Consider the following 17,679-nt stretch of genomic DNA (forward strand, 5'->3'; position numbering starts at 1 on the left):
GGCGCCATAGGCTATGATTCGCGCGAGGGGCGCCGCCATTTTCCGGCTGTCGGACAAGGGGCGCATGGACAAGGGGCCGAAATGTTCAGGAATTTATTTCGCACCGGCGGCTGGAGCGTCGCCGGGCTCTTCGCCGCGCTGGTGCTGACGATATCCGCGCCGACGCCCGCCACGGCGGACGACGCTGCGGCGGCCGCGCTTCGGCAGGAGTCCGCCGCCGCGCTTGCGCATCTCGTCGCCCAGAACCCCTCCGCCGCCGCGGTGAACGAGAAGGCGGTCGCGGTGCTGGTCTTTCCGCGTATCCTGAAGGCCGGGCTGATGATCGGCGGCTCCGGCGGCAATGGAACCCTCTTTCGCGGGAAGGAGGCCGTCGGCTATTATTCCTCCCTCGCCGTCTCCTATGGATTTCAGGCCGGCGCGCAGACATTCGGCTACGCGCTTTTCTTCATGAACGAAGACGCCGTGACGTATATGGACCGGAATGACGGCTGGGAGATCGGCGCGGGGCCGAGCGTCGTCGTGCTCGAAACCGGGGCCGGCAAAAAATTCTCGTCCTCGATGCTCGGCAAGGACATCTACGCCGTGATCTTCGACCAGTCGGGGCTGATGGCCGGCGTCGGCGTCGAGGGCTCGAAGATCACCCAATATACGCCGTAGCGCGGGTCAGAGCGTCACCCGGACCCATGCGCCGTCCGCCGGGCTTCGCCAGGCGAGCGCGACCGCGCGGAGCGCGAGCTCCGGCGCGGCGGCGAGCGCGGGTCCAGTCGCGTAGATCGGGTCGCCGATGATCGGGTGGCCGATCTCCGCCATATGCACGCGGAGCTGATGGCTGCGCCCGGTCAGCGGGCGGAGGCGGACCAGCGTCGTCTCTCGGCGACGCTCCAGCACCTCCCATTCGGTGACCGCTTCGCGGCCATGCTGATGGCAGACCATCTGCCGGGGGCGGTTCGGCCAGTCCGCGCGGAGCGGGAGCGAGATGACGCCGCAAGCTTCATCCGGCGCGCCCCAGATCTCGGCGAGATAGGCCTTCTTCACGATCCGCTTCTCGAACTGCCCGGAGATGATCCTCTGCGCGCGCCGGTTCCGCGCGAGCAGAATCAGCCCCGAGGTCGCGAGGTCCAGCCGGTGAACCATCAGCGCCTCCGGAAACGCCGCCTTTGCGCGGGCTTCGACGCAATCGGCGAGATCCGGGCTCTTGCCGGGCACCGAAAGCAGCCCGGCGGGCTTGTCGACCACGATCGCGTCTTCGTCGAGATGGGCGATGGAGAGATAGGGATGACGCGGCGGCCGGTAGACGAGCGGCGGCGGCTTTCGGCTCACTCCCGCCGACCCAGATGAGACTCTCCGCGCGCCCTGGCGAGCCGGATCTGCCGTTCTCGCTCGGCGAAGCGCGCCCTGTCCGCGTCGCTTCGCTCATCGGCGCAGGCGGGGCAGCTTATGCCGGGCCGGTATGAGGGCGACGCCTGATCGGCCGGCGCGACGGGCCGCCGGCAGGCGTGGCAGAGGACATGGGCGCCCGGCTGCAGGCCGGGCCCGACCGCCACGCGGCCGTCGAAGACGAAACACTCTCCCTCCCAGCGGCTTTCCGCGGCGGGAATCTCCTCAAGATATCTCAGGATGCCGCCATCGAGATGGAAGATTTCATCGAGCCCCTGGCCGAGGAGCCACGAGGTCGCCTTCTCGCAGCGGATGCCGCCGGTGCAATACATCGCTATGGTCTTGCCGCGAAGCCGGTCCGCGTTCTGCGCCCACCAGAGCGGAAAATCGGTGAAGCTGTCGGTCTCCGGATCTATCGCGCCGGGGAATTTGCCGATCCCGGTCTCATAGGTGTTGCGGGTGTCGATGACGGCGACATCGGCGCGCGCGATCAGCGCGTCCCAGTCGGCCGGCGCGACGCGCGCGCCCACCCGCGCCGCAGGGTCGACGCCCGGCCGCCCGAGCGTGACGATCTCCTTTTTCAGCCGAACCTTGAGTCGGAGGAACGGCTGCGCGCGCGCGGAGCTTTCCCTGCATGCGAGATCGCCGCAGCCGGGCAGCGCGCGGACATGAGCCAGCGCGGCGGCGACCCTGTCCGGCGCCCCGGCGACGGCGCCGTTGATCCCTTCCGGCGCGAGCAGGATCGTGCCGCGAACATCGCTGGCGCGGCAGGCCGCCTCGAGCGGCCCTTTCAGCGCGGCGGGGTCGGTGAATGGCGTGAAGCGGTAGAATGCGGCGACGGTGAGCATCCGGGCTCATTACACCGCGCTCCCGGCTCGCGCCAGCGATGAGGGGATGCTATCGGATCCATGGCCGGGATGCGGGCGCGGGGGGACTCCATGGAGAATATCGTCTATCTCGCGCCGGCGATCTTCCTGCTGGCGGGAACGGTGAAGGGCGCGATCGGCATCGGACTGCCGACCACCGTGATCGCGATCCTGAGCCAGTTTGTCGACCCTCGGCTCGCCGTCGCGCTCGGGCTGGTCCCGGTGGTGTTCGCCAATTGCTGGCAGGCCTACCGTGAGAGGAAATGGAAGGTCACGCTGCTCAGGTTCTGGCCGTTCGCGCTGACGCTTTCGGTCGTCATCTATCTCGGCAGCGGCCTCGCGGCGGGCTCTTCGAAAGAGACGATCCTGCTGGTCACGGGCGCCGGCATCGCCGTTTTCGCGGCGTCGAGCCTGATCCGCCGGCCGCCGGCCATGCCGCCCGGCTGGGAGTTTCCGGCGCAGGTCTTCGCCGGGGCGGCCTCGGGCGTCATGGGCGGGTTCACCGGCCTCTGGGCGGCGCCGATGATCATCCTTCTCCTGTCGCTCAGGCTCGACAAATCCGAATTCGTCGGCGCGACAGGGGTGCTTCTGTTCCTCGGCGGCCTGCCGCTTTTCGCCGGATACGCCGTCAACGGGTTGATCACGAAAGACATCTTCTTCCTGTCTCTGGCGCTCTGCATCCCGACATATCTCGGCTTCGCGCTCGGCGAGCGCGTTCGGCGGCGGATGGATTCGCGCCGGTTTCAGAAGGCGCTGCTGATTTTTTTCCTCCTGATCGGGCTCAACATGGTCCGGCAGGCGCTGTCGGGTTGACCGCCGGCGCGGCGGTCGCTCACCGCTGGGCCAGCGTATCCATCTTTCGCGCCAGCTCCAGATCGAGCCGGGTCAGCCCGTTCGCGTCATGGGTGGTCAGCGTCACCTCGACGGTTCCGTACACATTCGTCCATTCGGGATGATGGTCCATCTTCTCCGCCTCGAGCGCGACCGCGCTCATCCAGCTCCAGGCGTTGATGAAATTCTTGAAACGAAAGGTTTTCTTCAGCGCGTCGCGCTCCGGGATATGCGCCCAGGAGGCGGCCTTGAGCGCTGGGAGCGCGGCGTCCCTCGCACCCGCGGCGAGTCGTTCAGCCATCGTCTTGTCCTTTTCTGTAGGGGCCGCGGCTTTTCAGGTATTCGATCTCTTCGTCCACCGCGGCGCGTTCACGCTCCAGATGGTTGGCGACGGCGCGGCGAAAGCGTGGCTCGGTGATGTGATGGAGCGAGTAAGTGGGGCAGGGCAGATAGCCGCGCGCAAGCTTGTGCGCGCCCTGCGCCCCGGCCTCCACCCGACTCAGCCCCAGTTCCAGCGCCGCGTCGATGGCCTGATAATAGCACGTTTCGAAATGCAGGAACGGGTGCTGCTCGGTGCAGCCCCAATACCGGCCGAACAGCGTCTCCCGGCCGATGAAGTTGAGCGCGCCGGCGATCCAGTCTCCATCCCGCTCGCAGAGGATGAGAAGCGCGTCGCGCCGGAGGCGTTCCTGCGCGATGTCGAAGAAGGCGCGGGTGAGATAGGGCGCGCCCCATTTCCGCGCGCCGGTGTCCTGATAGAAGCGCCAGAACGCCGCCCAATGTTCGGGGCGGATATCGTCTCCGGTCAGCCGGTGGATGCGGACGCCGCCCGCCGCCGCCGCGGCGCGCTCCCTTTTCAGATTCTTGCGCTTGCGGCTGGAAAGGTCGGCGAGAAAATCGTCGAAGGTCGCGTAACCGCGGCTTTCCCAATGAAATTGCTGATCCTCTCTCTGGAGGAGCCCGATCTCGCCGCCGAGACGCCATTCGTCTTCGGTGCAGAAGGTGATGTGAAACGAGGAGAGGCCGTTCGCCTCCGCCAGCTGGATCGCGCCCTGAGCGAGCGCGATTTCGGCGCCGGCGGGCGCGCCCTGCGGCGTGAGGAGGCGCCGGCCCGTCGCGGGGGTGAAGGGGACGGCGGCCTGCAATTTGGGATAATACGCGCCGCCGGCGTGCTCGAACGCATGCGCCCAGGTGTGGTCGAACACGTATTCGCCCTGGCTGTGGCTTTTCGCGTAGAGCGGCATGACGCCGGCCAGCCGGCCATCGGCGGCGCGCGCCGAGAGGTGCAGCGGCCGCCAGCCGGCGCGGGCCGAGACGCTGCGGCTGTCCTCGAGCGCGAGAAGAAACCGATGGGTCGTGAACGGGTCCGTCGGCCGGCCGCCATCGGCGGCTTCCGGGCAGGCGCACTGGTCCCACTCGCCGGCGGGGATGTCGGCGATCTTCTGGTGGGTCTCGATCGTAAAGACAGCCTCGTCGCTCACGCGGGGTAACCCTCGAAGGTGATGTTGTCGGCGATTGCGCGCGCGCGCGTCTCCGCCGCCTTCGTGCGGATGGTCCACGCCAGAACCGCGCGCCCCGAAGCCTTCACCGCGGCGACCTCGGGGCTCCCGAGTTCGTCATGCTGATGAGAGATGAAGCCGCAGCCAAGCTCGTCAAGGTCGTCGAGGCGGGCGAGGGCGCGGCGCCTGGTCGGCGGCAGGGAGGCCCAATGCGCGCCGCTGAAGGCGCAGGTCGTTCGCCCTCGCGGAATATCGGGCGCGGCGTCCCGGCACATGGCGACCGAATGGGGGTTGAAGGACATGAGAGCCGCCGGCCCGGAATAGCCGCGGAGCAGCGCCGCCGCCCGCCGCTCGAGCCGCCCGTCGACCGGGGCCAACGCGCGGCTCTGGTCCTTCACCTCGATCAGGAGCGGCGCTCGCCCGGCGACGAGAGCGAGGATCTCTTCCAGCGTCGGTATGGTCTCGTCGGCGCCGAGCAGCGTCAATCCGCCGAGCGCCGACGCGGTTCTCGCGCCGACCGGCCCCGGCGCCCCGGTGAGGCGCGCGAGGTCGTCGTCGTGAAACACCATCGCCTCGCCATCGGCGGAAAGCTGAAGGTCCAGCTCCACGCCGTACCCCGCCTCAACGGCGGCGAGGATCGCGGCGCGGGAGTTCTCGATCACCCCCGCCGCCCGGTCATGGAGCCCGCGATGCGCGAGGGGGGACGCCAGAAACTCCGCCCCGAGTTCGGGCCAGGCGCCCGCGCTCATGCGATCTCGATGATCGCTTCGATCTCGACCGCGACGCCAAAGGGCAGGTTGCCCATGCCGACGGCGGAGCGCGCATGGCGGCCCTTGTCGCCGAACACCTCGACCAGCAGGTCGGAGCAGCCGTTCACCACTTTCGGATGATCGGGAAAATCCGGAGCCGAATTGACGAACCCGGTCAGTTTGACCACCCGCGCCACACGGTCGAGATCGCCGCCGCAGGCCGCCTTCATCTGGGAGATGAGGCTGATTCCGCAGGTCCGCGCGGCCGCGGCGCCTTCCTCGGCGGTCATGGTCTCGCCCAGTTTTCCGATGATGAGCGCGCCGTCCTTGCTGGAGACCTGGCCCGAGATGAAGACGAGATTTCCGGACCGCACGGTGGGGACGTAATTCGCCGCAGGCGCCGGCGCGTCCGCGATCTTGATTCCAAGCTCGGCGAGGCGCGCGTCGATCTGACCAGTCATGAAGTGTCCTTTCATCTGAGAGATTCGTCCGCCGGACCATGCAACGCCGGCGCGGCCCGGGGAAGCCCGAATGGCGCCTGATCGTGGTTTGGGCTATATAAGTATACGCTGACGACTTCAGGAGTGATGATCATGAAACCGGACATAGACGCGCTCTTCCATGAAGAGACCAACACCGTCTCCTATATCGTCAGCGATCCTGAAAGCCGCCGGGCGGCGGTGATCGACAGCGTGCTCGACTACGACATGGCGGCGGCGCGGACCGCCACGCGGCACGCCGACCTGATTCTCGATCATGTCTCGCAGCGCGATCTGACCGTGGACTGGATCCTGGAGACGCATGTCCATGCGGATCATCTGTCCGCCGCTCCTTATATTCGCGACAAGATCGGCGGGCGGGTGGCGATCGGAGAGCGGATCACGGAAGTGCAGCATACGTTCGGCGAGATCTACAACGCCGAGCGGGGCTTCGCCCGCGACGGCTCCCAGTTCGATCGCCTCTTCGCCGATGGCGAGAAGTTCAGGATCGGCGGGATCGAGTGCGAATACCTGTCGACGCCGGGGCACACGCCCGCGTGCGGCTCCTATCGGATCGACGAGAACATCTTCGTCGGCGATACGCTGTTCATGCCGGATTTCGGCACGGCGCGCTGTGATTTTCCGGGCGGGGACGCGCGCACGCTCTATCGTTCGATCCGCCGCATCCTCGACCATCATCCTCAGACGGTGCTGTGGATGTGCCATGACTACAAGGCGCCGGATCGCGATGTCTACGCATGGCGGACGACGGTCGGCGCGCAGCGTCAGTCGAATCCGCATGTCCGGGATGGAATGACCGAGGATGAGTTCGTCGCGCTGCGCGAGGCGAAAGACGCGAAGCTCGGGGCGCCCCGGCTTCTGATCCCGTCGATCCAGGTGAACATGCGCGCGGGGAGCATGCCGCCGGCCGAGGATAACGGCGTCACCTATCTCAAGGTGCCGGTGAACGTGATCGGAAAATGAACGGGCTTTTTTAGAACGCCAGGCCGGAGATTGACTTCAAGGCCGGGTGCGGGGAATTTGCGCGCGCAAATCCAGTTTTCCTCTTTTCGGAGACGACCCATGGCCGACGGCGCCCAGAACGTGACGATCACTCTTCCCGACGGGGCGGAGCGGACGTGCGCGGCGGGCGTGACCGGCGCCGAGATCGCCGCGGCGATCTCGCCCTCGCTGGCGAAGGCCGCGCTCGCCTGCCGGATCGACGGCCGACTCGCGGACCTTTCCGAGCCGATCGAGGCGGACGCCGCCGTCGCCATCGTCACGGCCCGGGACCGGGCGGACGCGCTCGGCCTCATCCGGCATGACTGCGCCCATGTCATGGCGCGGGCGGTGCAGGAGCTCTGGCCCGACGTGAAGGTGACGATCGGGCCGGTGGTCGATAACGGCTGGTATTACGATTTTGATCGGGAGGAGCCGTTCTCCGACGAGGACTTCGCCGCCATCGAGAAGCGGATGCGCCAGATCATCGCGGCGCGCGACCCGGTCCGGTATGAGATCTGGGACCGTGAGCGCGCCATCCGGCATTACGAGGAGGCGGGCGAGCCATACAAGGTGGAGCTGGTCGACGCGATTCCGGCCGACCAGAAGATACGCATGTACTGGCACGGGCATTGGCAGGATCTCTGCCGCGGCCCGCATCTCGCGCATACCGGCCAGGTGCCGGCGGACGCGTTCAAGCTGATGAAGGTCGCCGGCGCCTATTGGCGGGGCGACAGCCGCAACAAGATGCTGCAGCGGATCTATGGCGTCGCCTTCGCCTCGAAGCCGGAGCTTGACGCCTACCTGACCATGCTCGAAGAGGCGGAGAAGCGCGACCATCGCCGCCTCGGCCGCGAGTTGAACCTCTTTCACCTCCAGGACGAGGCGCCGGGCATGGTGTTCTGGCACCCGAACGGCTGGCGCATCTATCGCGCGCTCGAAGATTACATGCGCCGCCGGCTCGACGACTCCGGCTACAAGGAGATCCGCACGCCGCAGGTGGTCGACCGCAAGCTCTGGGAGGCCTCGGGCCACTGGGAGGCCTACCGCGAGAACATGTTCATCACCGAGATCGACGAAAGCTCGGGCGCGGGCGAGCACGCCAACGCCAAGCGCGTGAACGCGCTGAAGCCGATGAACTGCCCCTGCCATGTTCAGGTGTATAATCAGGGCCTGAAAAGCTACCGCGACCTGCCGCTCCGGCTGGCGGAGTTCGGCTCCTGCCATCGCTATGAATCCTCCGGCTCGATGCATGGCTTGATGCGGGTGCGGGGGTTCACGCAGGACGATGCGCACATCTTCTGCACCGCCGAGCAGATCGAGGACGAGACGCGGCGCTTCATCGAGCTGTTGTCCTCCGTCTATGCGGATCTCGGCTTCGACAGTTTCGACATCAAGCTCTCCACCCGTCCCGAAGTCCGGATCGGCGACGACGCGGCCTGGGATCTCGTCGAAGGCGCGTTGGAGAACGCGATAAAGAAGCTTGGGCGCGACTATGAGATCGACCCTGGCGAGGGCGCGTTCTATGGGCCGAAACTGGATTTCAAACTGACCGACGCGATCGGCCGCGAATGGCAGTGCGGCACGTTCCAGGTCGATCCGAACCTGCCGGAGCGACTCGGAGCGGAATACGTTGGCGAGGACGGGGCGAAGCACCGGCCCTTCATGCTGCACCGCGCGATTCTCGGCTCTTTCGAACGGTTCCTCGGCATCCTGATCGAGAACTACGCCGGCAAGCTGCCGCTCTGGCTCGCGCCGCGGCAGGTCGTCGTCGCGACGATCACCTCGGAGGCCGACGCCTACGCGCATGAGGTGGTCGCGGCGCTCCGCAAGGCCGGGCTCCGGGCCGAGGCCGACACGCGAAACGAAAAGATCAACTACAAGGTCCGCGAGCATTCGGTGGGCAAGGTCCCGGCCATCCTGGCGGTGGGGGCGCGTGAGGTCGCGGACCGGTCGGTCGCGATCCGGCGGCTTGACGACAAGCGTCAGAAAGTCGCGCCGCTGGCGGAGGCGGTCGCGGCGCTCAGCCTTGAAGCGACGCCGCCGGATCTGCTGCGCGGCGCCTGAGGGCGCGAAGGCGGATCACTCTTTCGGCGGGTCTTTGCGCGACATGGCGGCGATCGCCGGCGTGATCGCATAGGCGACGACCGGGATGAGGCAGAACCCGAGCGCGAGGCCGAACAGGCCGTCGCCGGTCGCCGTCACCACCCAGGCGATTCCGGCATGCGCGCCCCCGAAGCCCGCCGCCGCGCTCGCAGCGGCGTGGCGGATCGCCTCATAGGGCGCCGGCCAGCCGAGAACCTCCAGCCCGTGGGTGATGATGCCGCCGCCGACCCAGAGCATCGCCGCCGTCCCGACCGTCGAGATGAGCGCCATCAGCGCCGGCATCGCCTTCACGATGAACCGGCCGAGCGCCCGGATGGCGTCGGGCCGCCGGGGCAGGCTGAGCGAGAGCCCGACATCGTCCGCCTTCACAAGCAGCGCGACCGAGCCATAGACCAGCGCGGTGATGCCGATCGCGACCACGACGAGCACCGCGCCCTTGATCGGCGTGGAGCTCGGCCCGATCATGGTGAGGGCGATGGTCATGATCTCCGCCGAGAGGATGAAATCGGTCTTGATCGCGCCCTTTACGCGCGTCTCCTCCAGCCGGGCGGCGCTCAGCGGCTGAGTCGCCTGCGGCCCATGTTCGGGGTGCGGGTGGATCAGGCCCCAGATCTTCTCCGCGCCCTCGTAACAGAGATACCCGCCGCCGATCATGAGAAGCGGCATCAGCAGCCAGGGCAGAACCGCGTCGAGCAGAAGCGCGGCCGGCAGCAGAATCACGATCTTGTTGAAGACGGACCCACGGGCGATTTTCCAGACGATCGGCAATTCGCGCGCCGCCGGCAGGCCCACGACATATTTCGGGGTGACGGCGGTGTCGTCGATGATCAGGCTGGCGGCCTTGGTTCCGGCCTTCGTCGCCTGAGCGGCGACATCGTCGAGTTGCGCCGCCGCGAGCTTCGCGATCGCCGCGACATCGTCCAGCAGGGCCAGCAGTCCGCTCATCGTCGCGTCCTTCTCCGATCGCCGATTCCGCAGTGTGGTGGGGCATAGCCGCGTCGGCGCCGGCATCGCAAGGCGGAGAATACGAAAATATGGCGGCGCGTCACTCTCATGACGACGCGCGAAGCGGGAATGGCCAACAGAGTGCGCTCATCTGCATCGGCGGATCTTGCCCTTTCCGAATACGGCGGTTAAGACGACCGAAATCAACGCTTATCCCTGTGGAGGGGTGGCAGAGCGGTCAAATGCAACGGACTGTAAATCCGTCTCGGAGACGATACGCTGGTTCGAATCCAGCCCCCTCCACCATTTCACACCTTGAAATTGAGACCCTCCTAGAGCCTTGAAAATAAAGGTGTATTCGGGGGTTTCGGCGCCCTTCTCTCCAGCCGTGTCTCCGGGGTTCCGCACGGGCCAATCTGAGCGCCGTTCTCCTGGCGGGGCGCTGGAAAGGCGTTGGCTCCGGGCGCTCCCGCTGATTCATCGCGCCGGACGTTGGAGGGATGCGGCGCGCGGACCGGACGCCTGTTCGGGGAGCCTGTTTTCCTACGTTGATCTTGAGCCGCGCGCCCCGAAGGGGCGGCGAGCGCCGGATCGAGTCGGTCGGCGAAGGTCTTGCAGACAGAATCGGGCCAGACGCATCGGACCCGTCGCGCCTGACCCCACAGGATCACGCCGCGACCATGGGCCGGCGAATCCGCGAGGGCCGAACACGCCGTCGCGTCTCTGGCGGGCCATCGGGGTGTCGCTGGAAAAGCCAGATTGGCGTTCAGGAGAACGGCGCCTGAGCTGGCCTTTCAAAGCCCCCGCAGCGCAGCCGTGGCGGGGGGGCGAACCGCTAACCCATGTTTTTATTCAAAGCGTTAGCGGATCTCTCAACACGAATGTGTGAGATGGTGGAGCCGAGGGGAATCGAACCCCTGACCTCGTCATTGCGAACGACGCGCTCTCCCAACTGAGCTACGGCCCCTTGCCAAGGCTGGCGTTTATTGCGCGCGGGGCGGGCTGTCAATGGGGCGGAGCGATGTCAGACCCATCCGGTCAGTTCGCTCTTCAGAATGGCCTCCATCATGTCGATATGGGCGTCGTCGTCATTGAGGCAGGGGATGTAATCGAAGCGCCGCCCACCGGCGGCTTCGAAGGCTTCGCGAATTTCGTCGTTGATTTCCTCCAGCGTCTCGACGCAATCGGCGGAGAAGCCCGGCGCGATGATTGCGATATGCGTATTGCCGGCCTTCGCCAGCTCGGCCACCTTCTCCACCGTGTAGGGCTTGAGCCATTCCTTCGAGCCGAAGCGCGACTGGAAGCTGGTGACGATCTCTCCCTCCGGCCAGCCGAGCCGCTCCTGAAGGAGCCGCGTCGTCTTGTGGCAGTGGCAATGATAGGGGTCGCCCTTGTCCAGATAGGATTGCGGCAGCCCGTGATAGGAGGCGACGAGCGCGTCGGGGCGCGCATCCATCTCCGCATAGGCGCGCGTCACCGATTGCGCCAACGCCTCCGCATAGAGCGGATGATCCGCGTAGGCGGCGACGGTCCGGAAGGCGGGCTGCCAGCGCATCTTCATCAATTGGCGGAACGCCTGATCGTTCGCGGTTGCGGTCGTGGCCGCCGCATATTGCGGATAAAGGGGGAAGAACACGATCCGGTCGCAGCCGAGATCGTGCATCTCCTGGATCTTGGATGGGGTGGACGGGTCGCCGTAGCGCATGCAGAAGTCGACGATGACGGTGTCGCCATAGGCGGCTTTCAGCCGCGTGGCGACCTTCTCCGTTTGCGCGCGGGTGATCGTGAGGAGCGGGCTTTCGTCTCGCTCCCTGTTCCAGATCGAGTCATACGCCTTGCCCGACTTCTGCGGCCGCGTGGTCAGGACGACGAGATGGAGGATCGGCCGCCACAGCCATTTCGGCGCCTCGATCACGCGGGTGTCCGACAGGAACTCCCGAAGGTAGCGGCGCATGTTCCAGTAATCGGTCCCGTTCGGCGTGCCGAGATTGACCAGGAGCACCCCGGTTTTCCGTTCCGGCACATGCGGGTGGCCCTTCGGGGCGTGGGCGAGCCGGTCGCTGTCGGGCGCGTCTTTCACCGTCTGTCTCCTCTGATCCATGGCGTCTCCGCAGAGCGGGCCGGACGGGCGCCGGTCGATAGAAGTGAGGACTTATGCCCCCACAAGCGCGGATCAACGCGTCCGCGGCCAATCGCCGCCGTTCGCTTCATGAGCCGTAGGGCGCCTTCTCCCCCGCAGGCCGCTCGACCGCGCCGAGCGCATCGGCCAGCCGCGTGGTGGCGGAGCCGGGGCGGAGCGGTTTCGGTTGATTCTCCGCCGGGGCCCATCCGGTGAGATAGACGATCTCGAACGTCGCGCTCACCCGGCCGTCGGGGCGCGAGAAGTGCCGGGCGTAGATCTCCGCCGCCCGCAGCAGCGTCGCCCGCCGCGTGAAGCTGCGGCGCCGCGCCGACAGCGGGTTCGCCTCTCCCATGGCGCGGAGATCGCGCATCAGATGAAAGGGCGTCTCGTAGGAGACGTCGACGCGATCGACATCGGCGACCGGCATGGCGAATCCCGCCCGTTGCAACAGCGCGCCGAGATCGCGGATCTCGCCCATCGGCGCGACGCGGGGCGAGACGCCGCCTTCAACCTCGGCCTCCGCCTCCGCCAGCGCGGCGCGAAGCTCGGCCAGCGTCTGGCCGCCGAAGAGCGCGCCGAGAAACAGGCCGTCCGGCTTCAGCGCCAGCCGGAGCTGGGTCATGACGCCGACCGGGTCGTTGGCGCGGTGGAGCGTCATGCCGCTGATCGCGAGATCGAAAACGCCCGGCGGCGCGTCCGGGGATTCTTCCGCGGCCTGGCGCGTCTCCGCCCGCGGCGCCCGCGCGCCGGCCAGCGCGGCGAGGGCTGGGGCGCTTTCCGTCTGCACGAGGCTGGCCTCGCCCGCGCGGGCGCCGAGCGCGGCCGCGAAGGCGCCGCCGCCGGCGCCGTGGATCAGAACGGCGGGGAAATCCCTCTTCACGTCGTCGACCCGCTCCGCCAGGCCTTCGGCGGCCCGCTCGATCAGGAAGGCGGCGTCGCCGGACGTCGCGCTTGTTAAGAATTTTTTAACTCTCGGCGCGCGCATCATGCGCGCGTTATGATCGAAAAGCTCCATGACGACGCCTCCGGCTCCGCCGAGGGGTATATCCCACGGGCCTTCCGGCGCAAGGCCGCCGGCTGGCTCGGGCGCGCGGCCAGGTTGGCGGCGGAATTCGTCTATCCGGCGGCCTGCCCGGCCTGCCGGACCGAAATCTCCGCGCCCGGCGGCGTCTGCGCGGCGTGCTGGCGCGAGACCGTGTTCATCGCGCCTCCGGCCTGCTTCAGCTGCGGCGCGCCGATCCCGGTCGGCCTTGGGCCGGACGCGGTGTGCGACAGTTGCGCCCATGCGCCGCCGGTCTGGTCGCGGGGCGTCGCGGCGGTGGTCTATGGCGGCGCGGGCCGGAAGCTCGTGCTCGGGTTCAAGCACGGCGACCGGCAGGAAGTGGCCGCGCTCGCCGCCGGCTGGATGCTCCGGGCGCAGGCGGGGGCGGGGGCGGACCTGGCGCGGGCCGCCGATCTCATCGCGCCGGCGCCGCTGCATTGGCGGCGGATGGTGAAGCGGCGGTTCAATCAGTCGGGCGAATTGGCGCGGGAGATCGCGCGCGGCGCGGGCCGGCGGCGGGCGCTGGCGCTCGATCTACTGGAGCGAACCCGCGCGACGCCGAGCCAGGAGGGACGATCTCGCGGCGAGCGGCTGGTGAATGTGGAGGGCGCCTTCGCGGTTTCCGCGCGCTGGCGCCGCCGCGTCGTCGGGCGGCGGGTTCTGCTGATCGACGATGTGCTGACGACCGGCGCCACCCTTGCGGGCTGCGCGGACGCTTGCCGCGCCGCCGGCGCCGCAGATGTGAATGTGCTCGTCTTCGCGAGAGTTGCCTATGGCGACCGGTGATCGTAGGTGAGGAGGAGCATCACGAAGGACCAGAACATGAAGTCGATCGAGATCTATACGACGCCGATTTGCGGGTTTTGCCGCGCGGCGAAGCGCCTTCTGGATGACAAGGGCGTCTCCTACACCGAAATCGACGTCATGACCGACCCGTCCCGGCGGGCCGAGATGACGCGCCGCGCGAATGGCGGGCGGACCGTGCCGCAGATCTTCATCGACGGCGCCCCGATCGGCGGATGCGACGAGCTCTACGCGCTCGAGCGGTCGGGGAAGCTCGACGGCCTTCTCGCGGCTTGAAGCGCCGGCGATAGAGAGGCATCATCCGCCCATGATGCTCCGCGCGGCCCTTGTCCAGCTTTCCTCCTCAGACGAGCCGGCGGCCAATCTGGCGCGGGCGGAGGCGCTGATCCGTCAGGCGGCGGCGGCCGGCGCGGCGTTGATTGCGACCCCTGAAGTCACCAACATCGTCTCGCTCAGCCGCGCCCGTCAGCAGGCGGCGCTGTGTTCGGAGGCGGAGGACCCGACCCTCGCCCGCCTCCGGATTGTGGCGGCGGAGTTGGGCGTGCGCTTGCTGATCGGCTCGCTCGCGCTCTCGGGGGAAAGCCCGGACGGGCGGTTCGTCAACCGCTCGTTCCTGATCGGGCCGGCGGGGGAGATCCGCGCGCGCTACGACAAGATCCACATGTTCGACGCCGCGCCCACCGCGAAGGAGGCGTACCGCGAGAGCGCCGGCTATCGGCCGGGCGAGGCGGCGGTGATGGCGGAGACGCCGTGGGGGCCGCTCGGCCTCACCATCTGTTACGATATGCGCTTCCCCGAGCTTTATCTCAGATTGGCCCGCGCCGGGGCGCGGCTGATCGCGGTCCCGTCCGCGTTTACGCGCCCGACCGGGGCCGCCCATTGGGAGGTGCTCTTGCGGGCGCGGGCGATCGAGACCGGGTGTCACATTCTCGCCCCGGCGCAATGCGGGGTTCATCGGGCGACGGTGGGAAAATCGCGCGAGACATGGGGCCATTCGATGATCGTGGGGCCATGGGGCGACGTGCTCGTCCAGGCGGCGGATGAGGAGGGCGTCTTCCTCGCCGACCTCGACATGGACGCCACGGCGGCGGCGCGGCGGCGGGTTCCGTCGCTTTCCGGGGCGCGGGTGTTCACCGGGCCTTGACGACGACGGGGGTGGAGCGGTTGACTGCTCAACCGGCTACCGGTGGAGACGGCCATGCGGGCGATCGACGATCCGATCACGTTCACGGTTCTGACTGAGATCAGGGCGATCGGGCAATTGGCCGAGCTGCGCCTGCGGCGCGCGCTGCCCGACGGGCTGGAGCTTTCGCAATTTGCGGTTCTCAATCATTTCTCGCATCTCGGCGGAGAGAAGAGCCCGGCCCAGCTCGCCAAGGTGTTTCAACTCTCCAAGGGCGCGATGACCAACACCATCGCGCGGCTGGAGGCGGCGGGGCATGTGCGGGTGCGGTCGGACGCGAAGGATCGACGCCGGAAGCTCGTCTCGCTGACCGAGGGAGGGCTTGAGATGCGGAACCGGGGAATCGCCGCGCTCGCGCCGGTTTTCGCGGAGATCGCGGCCGGTGTCGGCGGGGAGCGTCTGCGGACCGCGTTGCCGGCGCTTCGTGAACTCCGGCTGTTCCTGTCGGCCGCAAAGGGGCCGCGTGAGGCGGACGATTGACGCGCTTATGCTGCGCCGCACAAAAAATTGTGTACTGTTGCATAATTGACGACGGCTAATTTATCTGTTCCGATGCTCGAAACAGGTCGTCAAATTGCCGGATGCAACTCAGCGTTGCGGTGGGAGACGCCAGTGGAAATGGCGTTGGTGGGGGAGAATTGCGCGTTTTTGCAGTATGTTATGGGTGGTTGACCGTGGCTCCAGTCCGTCGCGCCGTGAAGGTCTGCGGCGTGCGCGGCGCCGGCGCGCGCCGGCCGTTTCGCCCTCATCGCGGAAAGATTTCAAGCTGCAAGACTTGTGATGCCGAAACCGAATTGATCTTTAAATTTCGGCCACTTCGGGCCATGTTCCACGACCTGAGACTAAAGGGTGGATGAAGCGCCGTCAGAGCGCAGCGAGAATGTTCGCCTGAATTGGGAACGATCGTCGCGGTTGCGGCGCTGGACAGTAAACGAGACGCGCATGGCGACGCTGGCTTCCGTCGAAGACGACATCATTCGCTTGCTTGGCGAGAAGGTCGAAGGCGACCTTACGCTGACGGCGGAGACCAATATCGTCGCGGACACCGGCCTTGATTCCGTCAGTGTCATGGATTTCGTCTTCGAACTGGAGGACGAGTTCGGCATCACGGTCCCGTTGGACCGGATTTCGGATGTGAAAACGGTGAGGCAACTCGCCGTGGCGGTGCATGGTCTGATTTCGGAAAGCGCCTGAAACGCGACGTGGGACGCAGGAGTAGGCAGTGAGCATCGAAGATAAAGTGATGGCCGTGGAAAAGGCGTTCGGCGCGCTGAAGGCGTTGGGCCGCGACCCTACCCGCCTCGAGTTCGACGAAGTGATCTCGCCGACCGAAGCGCGGCTGGAGGGGCGGCGCACGATCCTGCTCGGCACCAACAACTATCTCGGCATGACATTCGACGCTGCGTGCACCGCCGCGGCGAAGGCGGCGATCGACGAGTTCGGCACAGGCACCACCGGCTCGCGCATCGCGAACGGCACCTACGCGCTGCACAACTCGCTCGAGCGTCGGGTGGCGGATTTTTATGGCAAGAAATGCGCGGTGGTCTTCTCCACCGGCTACGCCGCCAATCTCGGCTCCATTTCGGCGCTGGCGCAGCGCGGCGACTACCTGTTGATCGACGCTGACAGCCACGCCTCGATCTATGACGCCTGCAAGCTTTCCGAGGCGGAGGTGATCCGCTTCCGGCACAACAATGCTGACGATCTCGCGAAGAAGCTGGACCGCCTCAAGGACAAGCCGGGCGACAAGCTGATCGTCACCGAAGGCATCTACTCGATGCTGGGCGATACGGCGCCGCTGGCCGAGATCGCCGCGGTGAAGCGCGAATACGGCGCCTATCTGATGGTCGACGAGGCGCATTCGCTCGGCACGCTCGGCGGGCGGGGCCGCGGCCTCTGCGAGCAGGCCGATGTCGAGGCGGATTGCGACTTCATCGTCGGAACATTCTCCAAATCGATCGGCACGGTCGGCGGTTTCTGCGTCTCCGACCATGAGGGTGTGGAGATCCTCCGCTCGATTTCCCGGCCGTACATGTTCACCGCGTCGCTGCCGCCGGCGGTGATCGCCGCGGCGAAGCAGAGCTTCGATCAGATCGAGGCGAACCCTCAGCTTCGGGAACTGCTCTGGCGCAACGCCCGCACCTTTTACGACGGGCTCGAAGCGCTTGGCTTCGCGCTCGGGCCGGAGGTCTCTCCGGTCGTCGCGGTCAAGCTTCCGGGGAAGGAAGTCGCGGTCAAGTTCTGGAATGCGCTGATCGAGGCCGGGGTCTACACCAATATCGCGATCCCGCCGTCGACGCCGAACGCGCTCTCGTTGCTGCGCTCGTCGATTTCCGCGGCGCATACGCGCGAGCAGATCGCGAGCGCGCTCGATATCTTCGCGCAGGTCGGCGCCGATATGAAGCTGATCCCGGCCAACAAGGCCGACCGGCGGCGGCTGGCGGAGCGCCAGGGCGCGCTGAGGATCGTCACCGGAGGCGCCGGCGCGAGCCGCGCGCCGGAGGAGGACGCCGGAGAGGCGCGTCCGAGAAACGTCGTCGAACGCTGATCGTCGACAAGAACCGATAGCCGCCGCGCGCCGGAGACGGCGCGCGGCGTTTTTTGTCTTGGACATGTGAGATTTCCCCGGGCGGAACGCATGCGGAGGCCCGGCGGCGAAGATGCGCCGCGAGGCGCG

At 67.1% G+C, this 17,679-nt stretch carries 19 protein-coding genes and 2 tRNA genes; 11 read left to right on the plus strand and 10 right to left on the minus strand.

The window, feature by feature from the left end:
- Positions 1-81 precede the first annotated feature (81 nt).
- The gene (locus WG921_RS06120; RefSeq protein ID WP_340108320.1) at positions 82-657 is read left to right on the plus strand and encodes a lipid-binding SYLF domain-containing protein; all 576 of its coding nucleotides are present in this window, start codon (positions 82-84) and stop codon (positions 655-657) included.
- A gap of 6 nt (positions 658-663) precedes the next feature.
- Here WG921_RS06120 and WG921_RS06125 read toward each other — a convergent pair whose 3' ends face one another.
- Both WG921_RS06125 and trhO read right to left on the minus strand, forming a co-directional pair.
- Positions 664-1,320, minus strand: a complete 657-nt coding sequence (locus tag WG921_RS06125) for a pseudouridine synthase (protein WP_340108321.1) — start codon at positions 1,318-1,320, stop codon at positions 664-666.
- Positions 1,317-2,225 (minus strand): oxygen-dependent tRNA uridine(34) hydroxylase TrhO, encoded by a 909-nt coding sequence (gene trhO, locus WG921_RS06130; RefSeq protein ID WP_340108322.1) that lies wholly within the window; start codon positions 2,223-2,225, stop codon positions 1,317-1,319. The genes WG921_RS06125 and trhO overlap by 4 nt, the downstream gene beginning before the upstream one ends.
- A gap of 90 nt (positions 2,226-2,315) precedes the next feature.
- Between trhO and WG921_RS06135 the strand changes: the two genes are divergently transcribed.
- The gene (locus WG921_RS06135) at positions 2,316-3,056 is read left to right on the plus strand and encodes a sulfite exporter TauE/SafE family protein (RefSeq protein WP_340108323.1); all 741 of its coding nucleotides are present in this window, start codon (positions 2,316-2,318) and stop codon (positions 3,054-3,056) included.
- Positions 3,057-3,075: 19 nt separating this feature from the next.
- Here WG921_RS06135 and WG921_RS06140 read toward each other — a convergent pair whose 3' ends face one another.
- From WG921_RS06140 to WG921_RS06155, 4 genes are read right to left on the minus strand one after another with little or no spacing between them, the layout of a single operon-like run.
- Positions 3,076-3,375 carry a 4a-hydroxytetrahydrobiopterin dehydratase gene (locus WG921_RS06140; RefSeq protein ID WP_340108324.1) on the minus strand — a complete coding sequence of 100 codons (300 nt, stop codon included), beginning with the start codon at positions 3,373-3,375 and terminating at the stop codon, positions 3,076-3,078.
- Positions 3,368-4,555, minus strand: coding sequence for a GNAT family N-acetyltransferase (locus tag WG921_RS06145; RefSeq protein ID WP_340108325.1), 1,188 nt, complete (start codon positions 4,553-4,555; stop codon positions 3,368-3,370). Before WG921_RS06145 ends, WG921_RS06140 begins: the two co-directional genes overlap by 8 nt.
- Positions 4,552-5,322, minus strand: coding sequence for a glycerophosphodiester phosphodiesterase family protein (locus WG921_RS06150; RefSeq protein ID WP_340108326.1), 771 nt, complete (start codon positions 5,320-5,322; stop codon positions 4,552-4,554). The genes WG921_RS06145 and WG921_RS06150 overlap by 4 nt, the downstream gene beginning before the upstream one ends.
- Positions 5,319-5,783 (minus strand): RidA family protein, encoded by a 465-nt coding sequence (locus tag WG921_RS06155; protein ID WP_340108327.1) that lies wholly within the window; start codon positions 5,781-5,783, stop codon positions 5,319-5,321. Before WG921_RS06155 ends, WG921_RS06150 begins: the two co-directional genes overlap by 4 nt.
- Positions 5,784-5,915: 132 nt before the next feature.
- Between WG921_RS06155 and WG921_RS06160 the strand changes: the two genes are divergently transcribed.
- Both WG921_RS06160 and thrS read left to right on the plus strand, forming a co-directional pair.
- Positions 5,916-6,785 (plus strand): MBL fold metallo-hydrolase, encoded by an 870-nt coding sequence (locus WG921_RS06160; protein WP_340108328.1) that lies wholly within the window; start codon positions 5,916-5,918, stop codon positions 6,783-6,785.
- Positions 6,786-6,884: 99 nt separating this feature from the next.
- Positions 6,885-8,867: a threonine--tRNA ligase gene (thrS, locus tag WG921_RS06165; protein ID WP_340108329.1), complete on the plus strand. Its 1,983-nt coding sequence runs from the start codon at positions 6,885-6,887 to the stop codon at positions 8,865-8,867.
- Between the two features lie 15 nt (positions 8,868-8,882).
- On the opposite strand, the gene WG921_RS06170 is transcribed toward thrS, so the two are convergent.
- Positions 8,883-9,851 (minus strand): DUF808 domain-containing protein, encoded by a 969-nt coding sequence (locus WG921_RS06170; RefSeq protein ID WP_340108330.1) that lies wholly within the window; start codon positions 9,849-9,851, stop codon positions 8,883-8,885.
- 220 nt (positions 9,852-10,071) lie between these two features.
- Here WG921_RS06170 and WG921_RS06175 point away from each other — a divergent pair.
- Positions 10,072-10,157 (plus strand) — tRNA-Tyr (locus WG921_RS06175).
- 585 nt (positions 10,158-10,742) lie between these two features.
- On the opposite strand, the gene WG921_RS06180 is transcribed toward WG921_RS06175, so the two are convergent.
- The 3 genes from WG921_RS06180 to WG921_RS06190 form a co-directional block, all read right to left on the minus strand.
- Positions 10,743-10,818 (minus strand) — tRNA-Ala (locus tag WG921_RS06180).
- Between the two features lie 57 nt (positions 10,819-10,875).
- Positions 10,876-11,952 (minus strand): ferrochelatase, encoded by a 1,077-nt coding sequence (gene hemH / locus WG921_RS06185; RefSeq protein ID WP_340108331.1) that lies wholly within the window; start codon positions 11,950-11,952, stop codon positions 10,876-10,878.
- 106 nt (positions 11,953-12,058) lie between these two features.
- Entirely contained in the window at positions 12,059-12,988 is a 930-nt protein-coding gene (locus WG921_RS06190) for a methyltransferase domain-containing protein (RefSeq protein ID WP_340108332.1), read from the minus strand.
- On the opposite strand from WG921_RS06190, the gene WG921_RS06195 reads away from it, so the two are divergent.
- From WG921_RS06195 to spt, 6 genes are all read left to right on the plus strand, one after another.
- Positions 12,971-13,801 (plus strand): ComF family protein, encoded by an 831-nt coding sequence (locus WG921_RS06195; protein ID WP_340108333.1) that lies wholly within the window; start codon positions 12,971-12,973, stop codon positions 13,799-13,801. The two genes, WG921_RS06190 and WG921_RS06195, sit on opposite strands and share 18 nt — an antisense overlap.
- 36 nt (positions 13,802-13,837) lie before the next feature.
- Positions 13,838-14,095, plus strand: a complete 258-nt coding sequence (grxC, locus tag WG921_RS06200; protein WP_340108334.1) for a glutaredoxin 3 — start codon at positions 13,838-13,840, stop codon at positions 14,093-14,095.
- Between the two features lie 31 nt (positions 14,096-14,126).
- Positions 14,127-14,963, plus strand: a complete 837-nt coding sequence (locus WG921_RS06205) for a carbon-nitrogen hydrolase family protein (RefSeq protein ID WP_413788560.1) — start codon at positions 14,127-14,129, stop codon at positions 14,961-14,963.
- Positions 14,964-15,017: 54 nt separating this feature from the next.
- Positions 15,018-15,482, plus strand: coding sequence for a MarR family winged helix-turn-helix transcriptional regulator (locus tag WG921_RS06210; protein ID WP_340108335.1), 465 nt, complete (start codon positions 15,018-15,020; stop codon positions 15,480-15,482).
- A 462-nt stretch (positions 15,483-15,944) separates the two neighbouring features.
- Positions 15,945-16,196, plus strand: a complete 252-nt coding sequence (locus WG921_RS06215; protein ID WP_340108336.1) for an acyl carrier protein — start codon at positions 15,945-15,947, stop codon at positions 16,194-16,196.
- Positions 16,197-16,224: 28 nt separating this feature from the next.
- The gene (gene spt, locus WG921_RS06220) at positions 16,225-17,550 is read left to right on the plus strand and encodes a serine palmitoyltransferase (protein WP_340108337.1); all 1,326 of its coding nucleotides are present in this window, start codon (positions 16,225-16,227) and stop codon (positions 17,548-17,550) included.
- Positions 17,551-17,679: the final 129 nt, after the last annotated feature.

The sequence above is a fragment of the Paludibacillus litoralis genome, from assembly GCF_037646705.1.
In the GTDB taxonomy this organism is placed as follows: Bacteria; Pseudomonadota; Alphaproteobacteria; order Rhodobacterales; family Rhodobacteraceae; genus Pikeienuella; species Pikeienuella litoralis.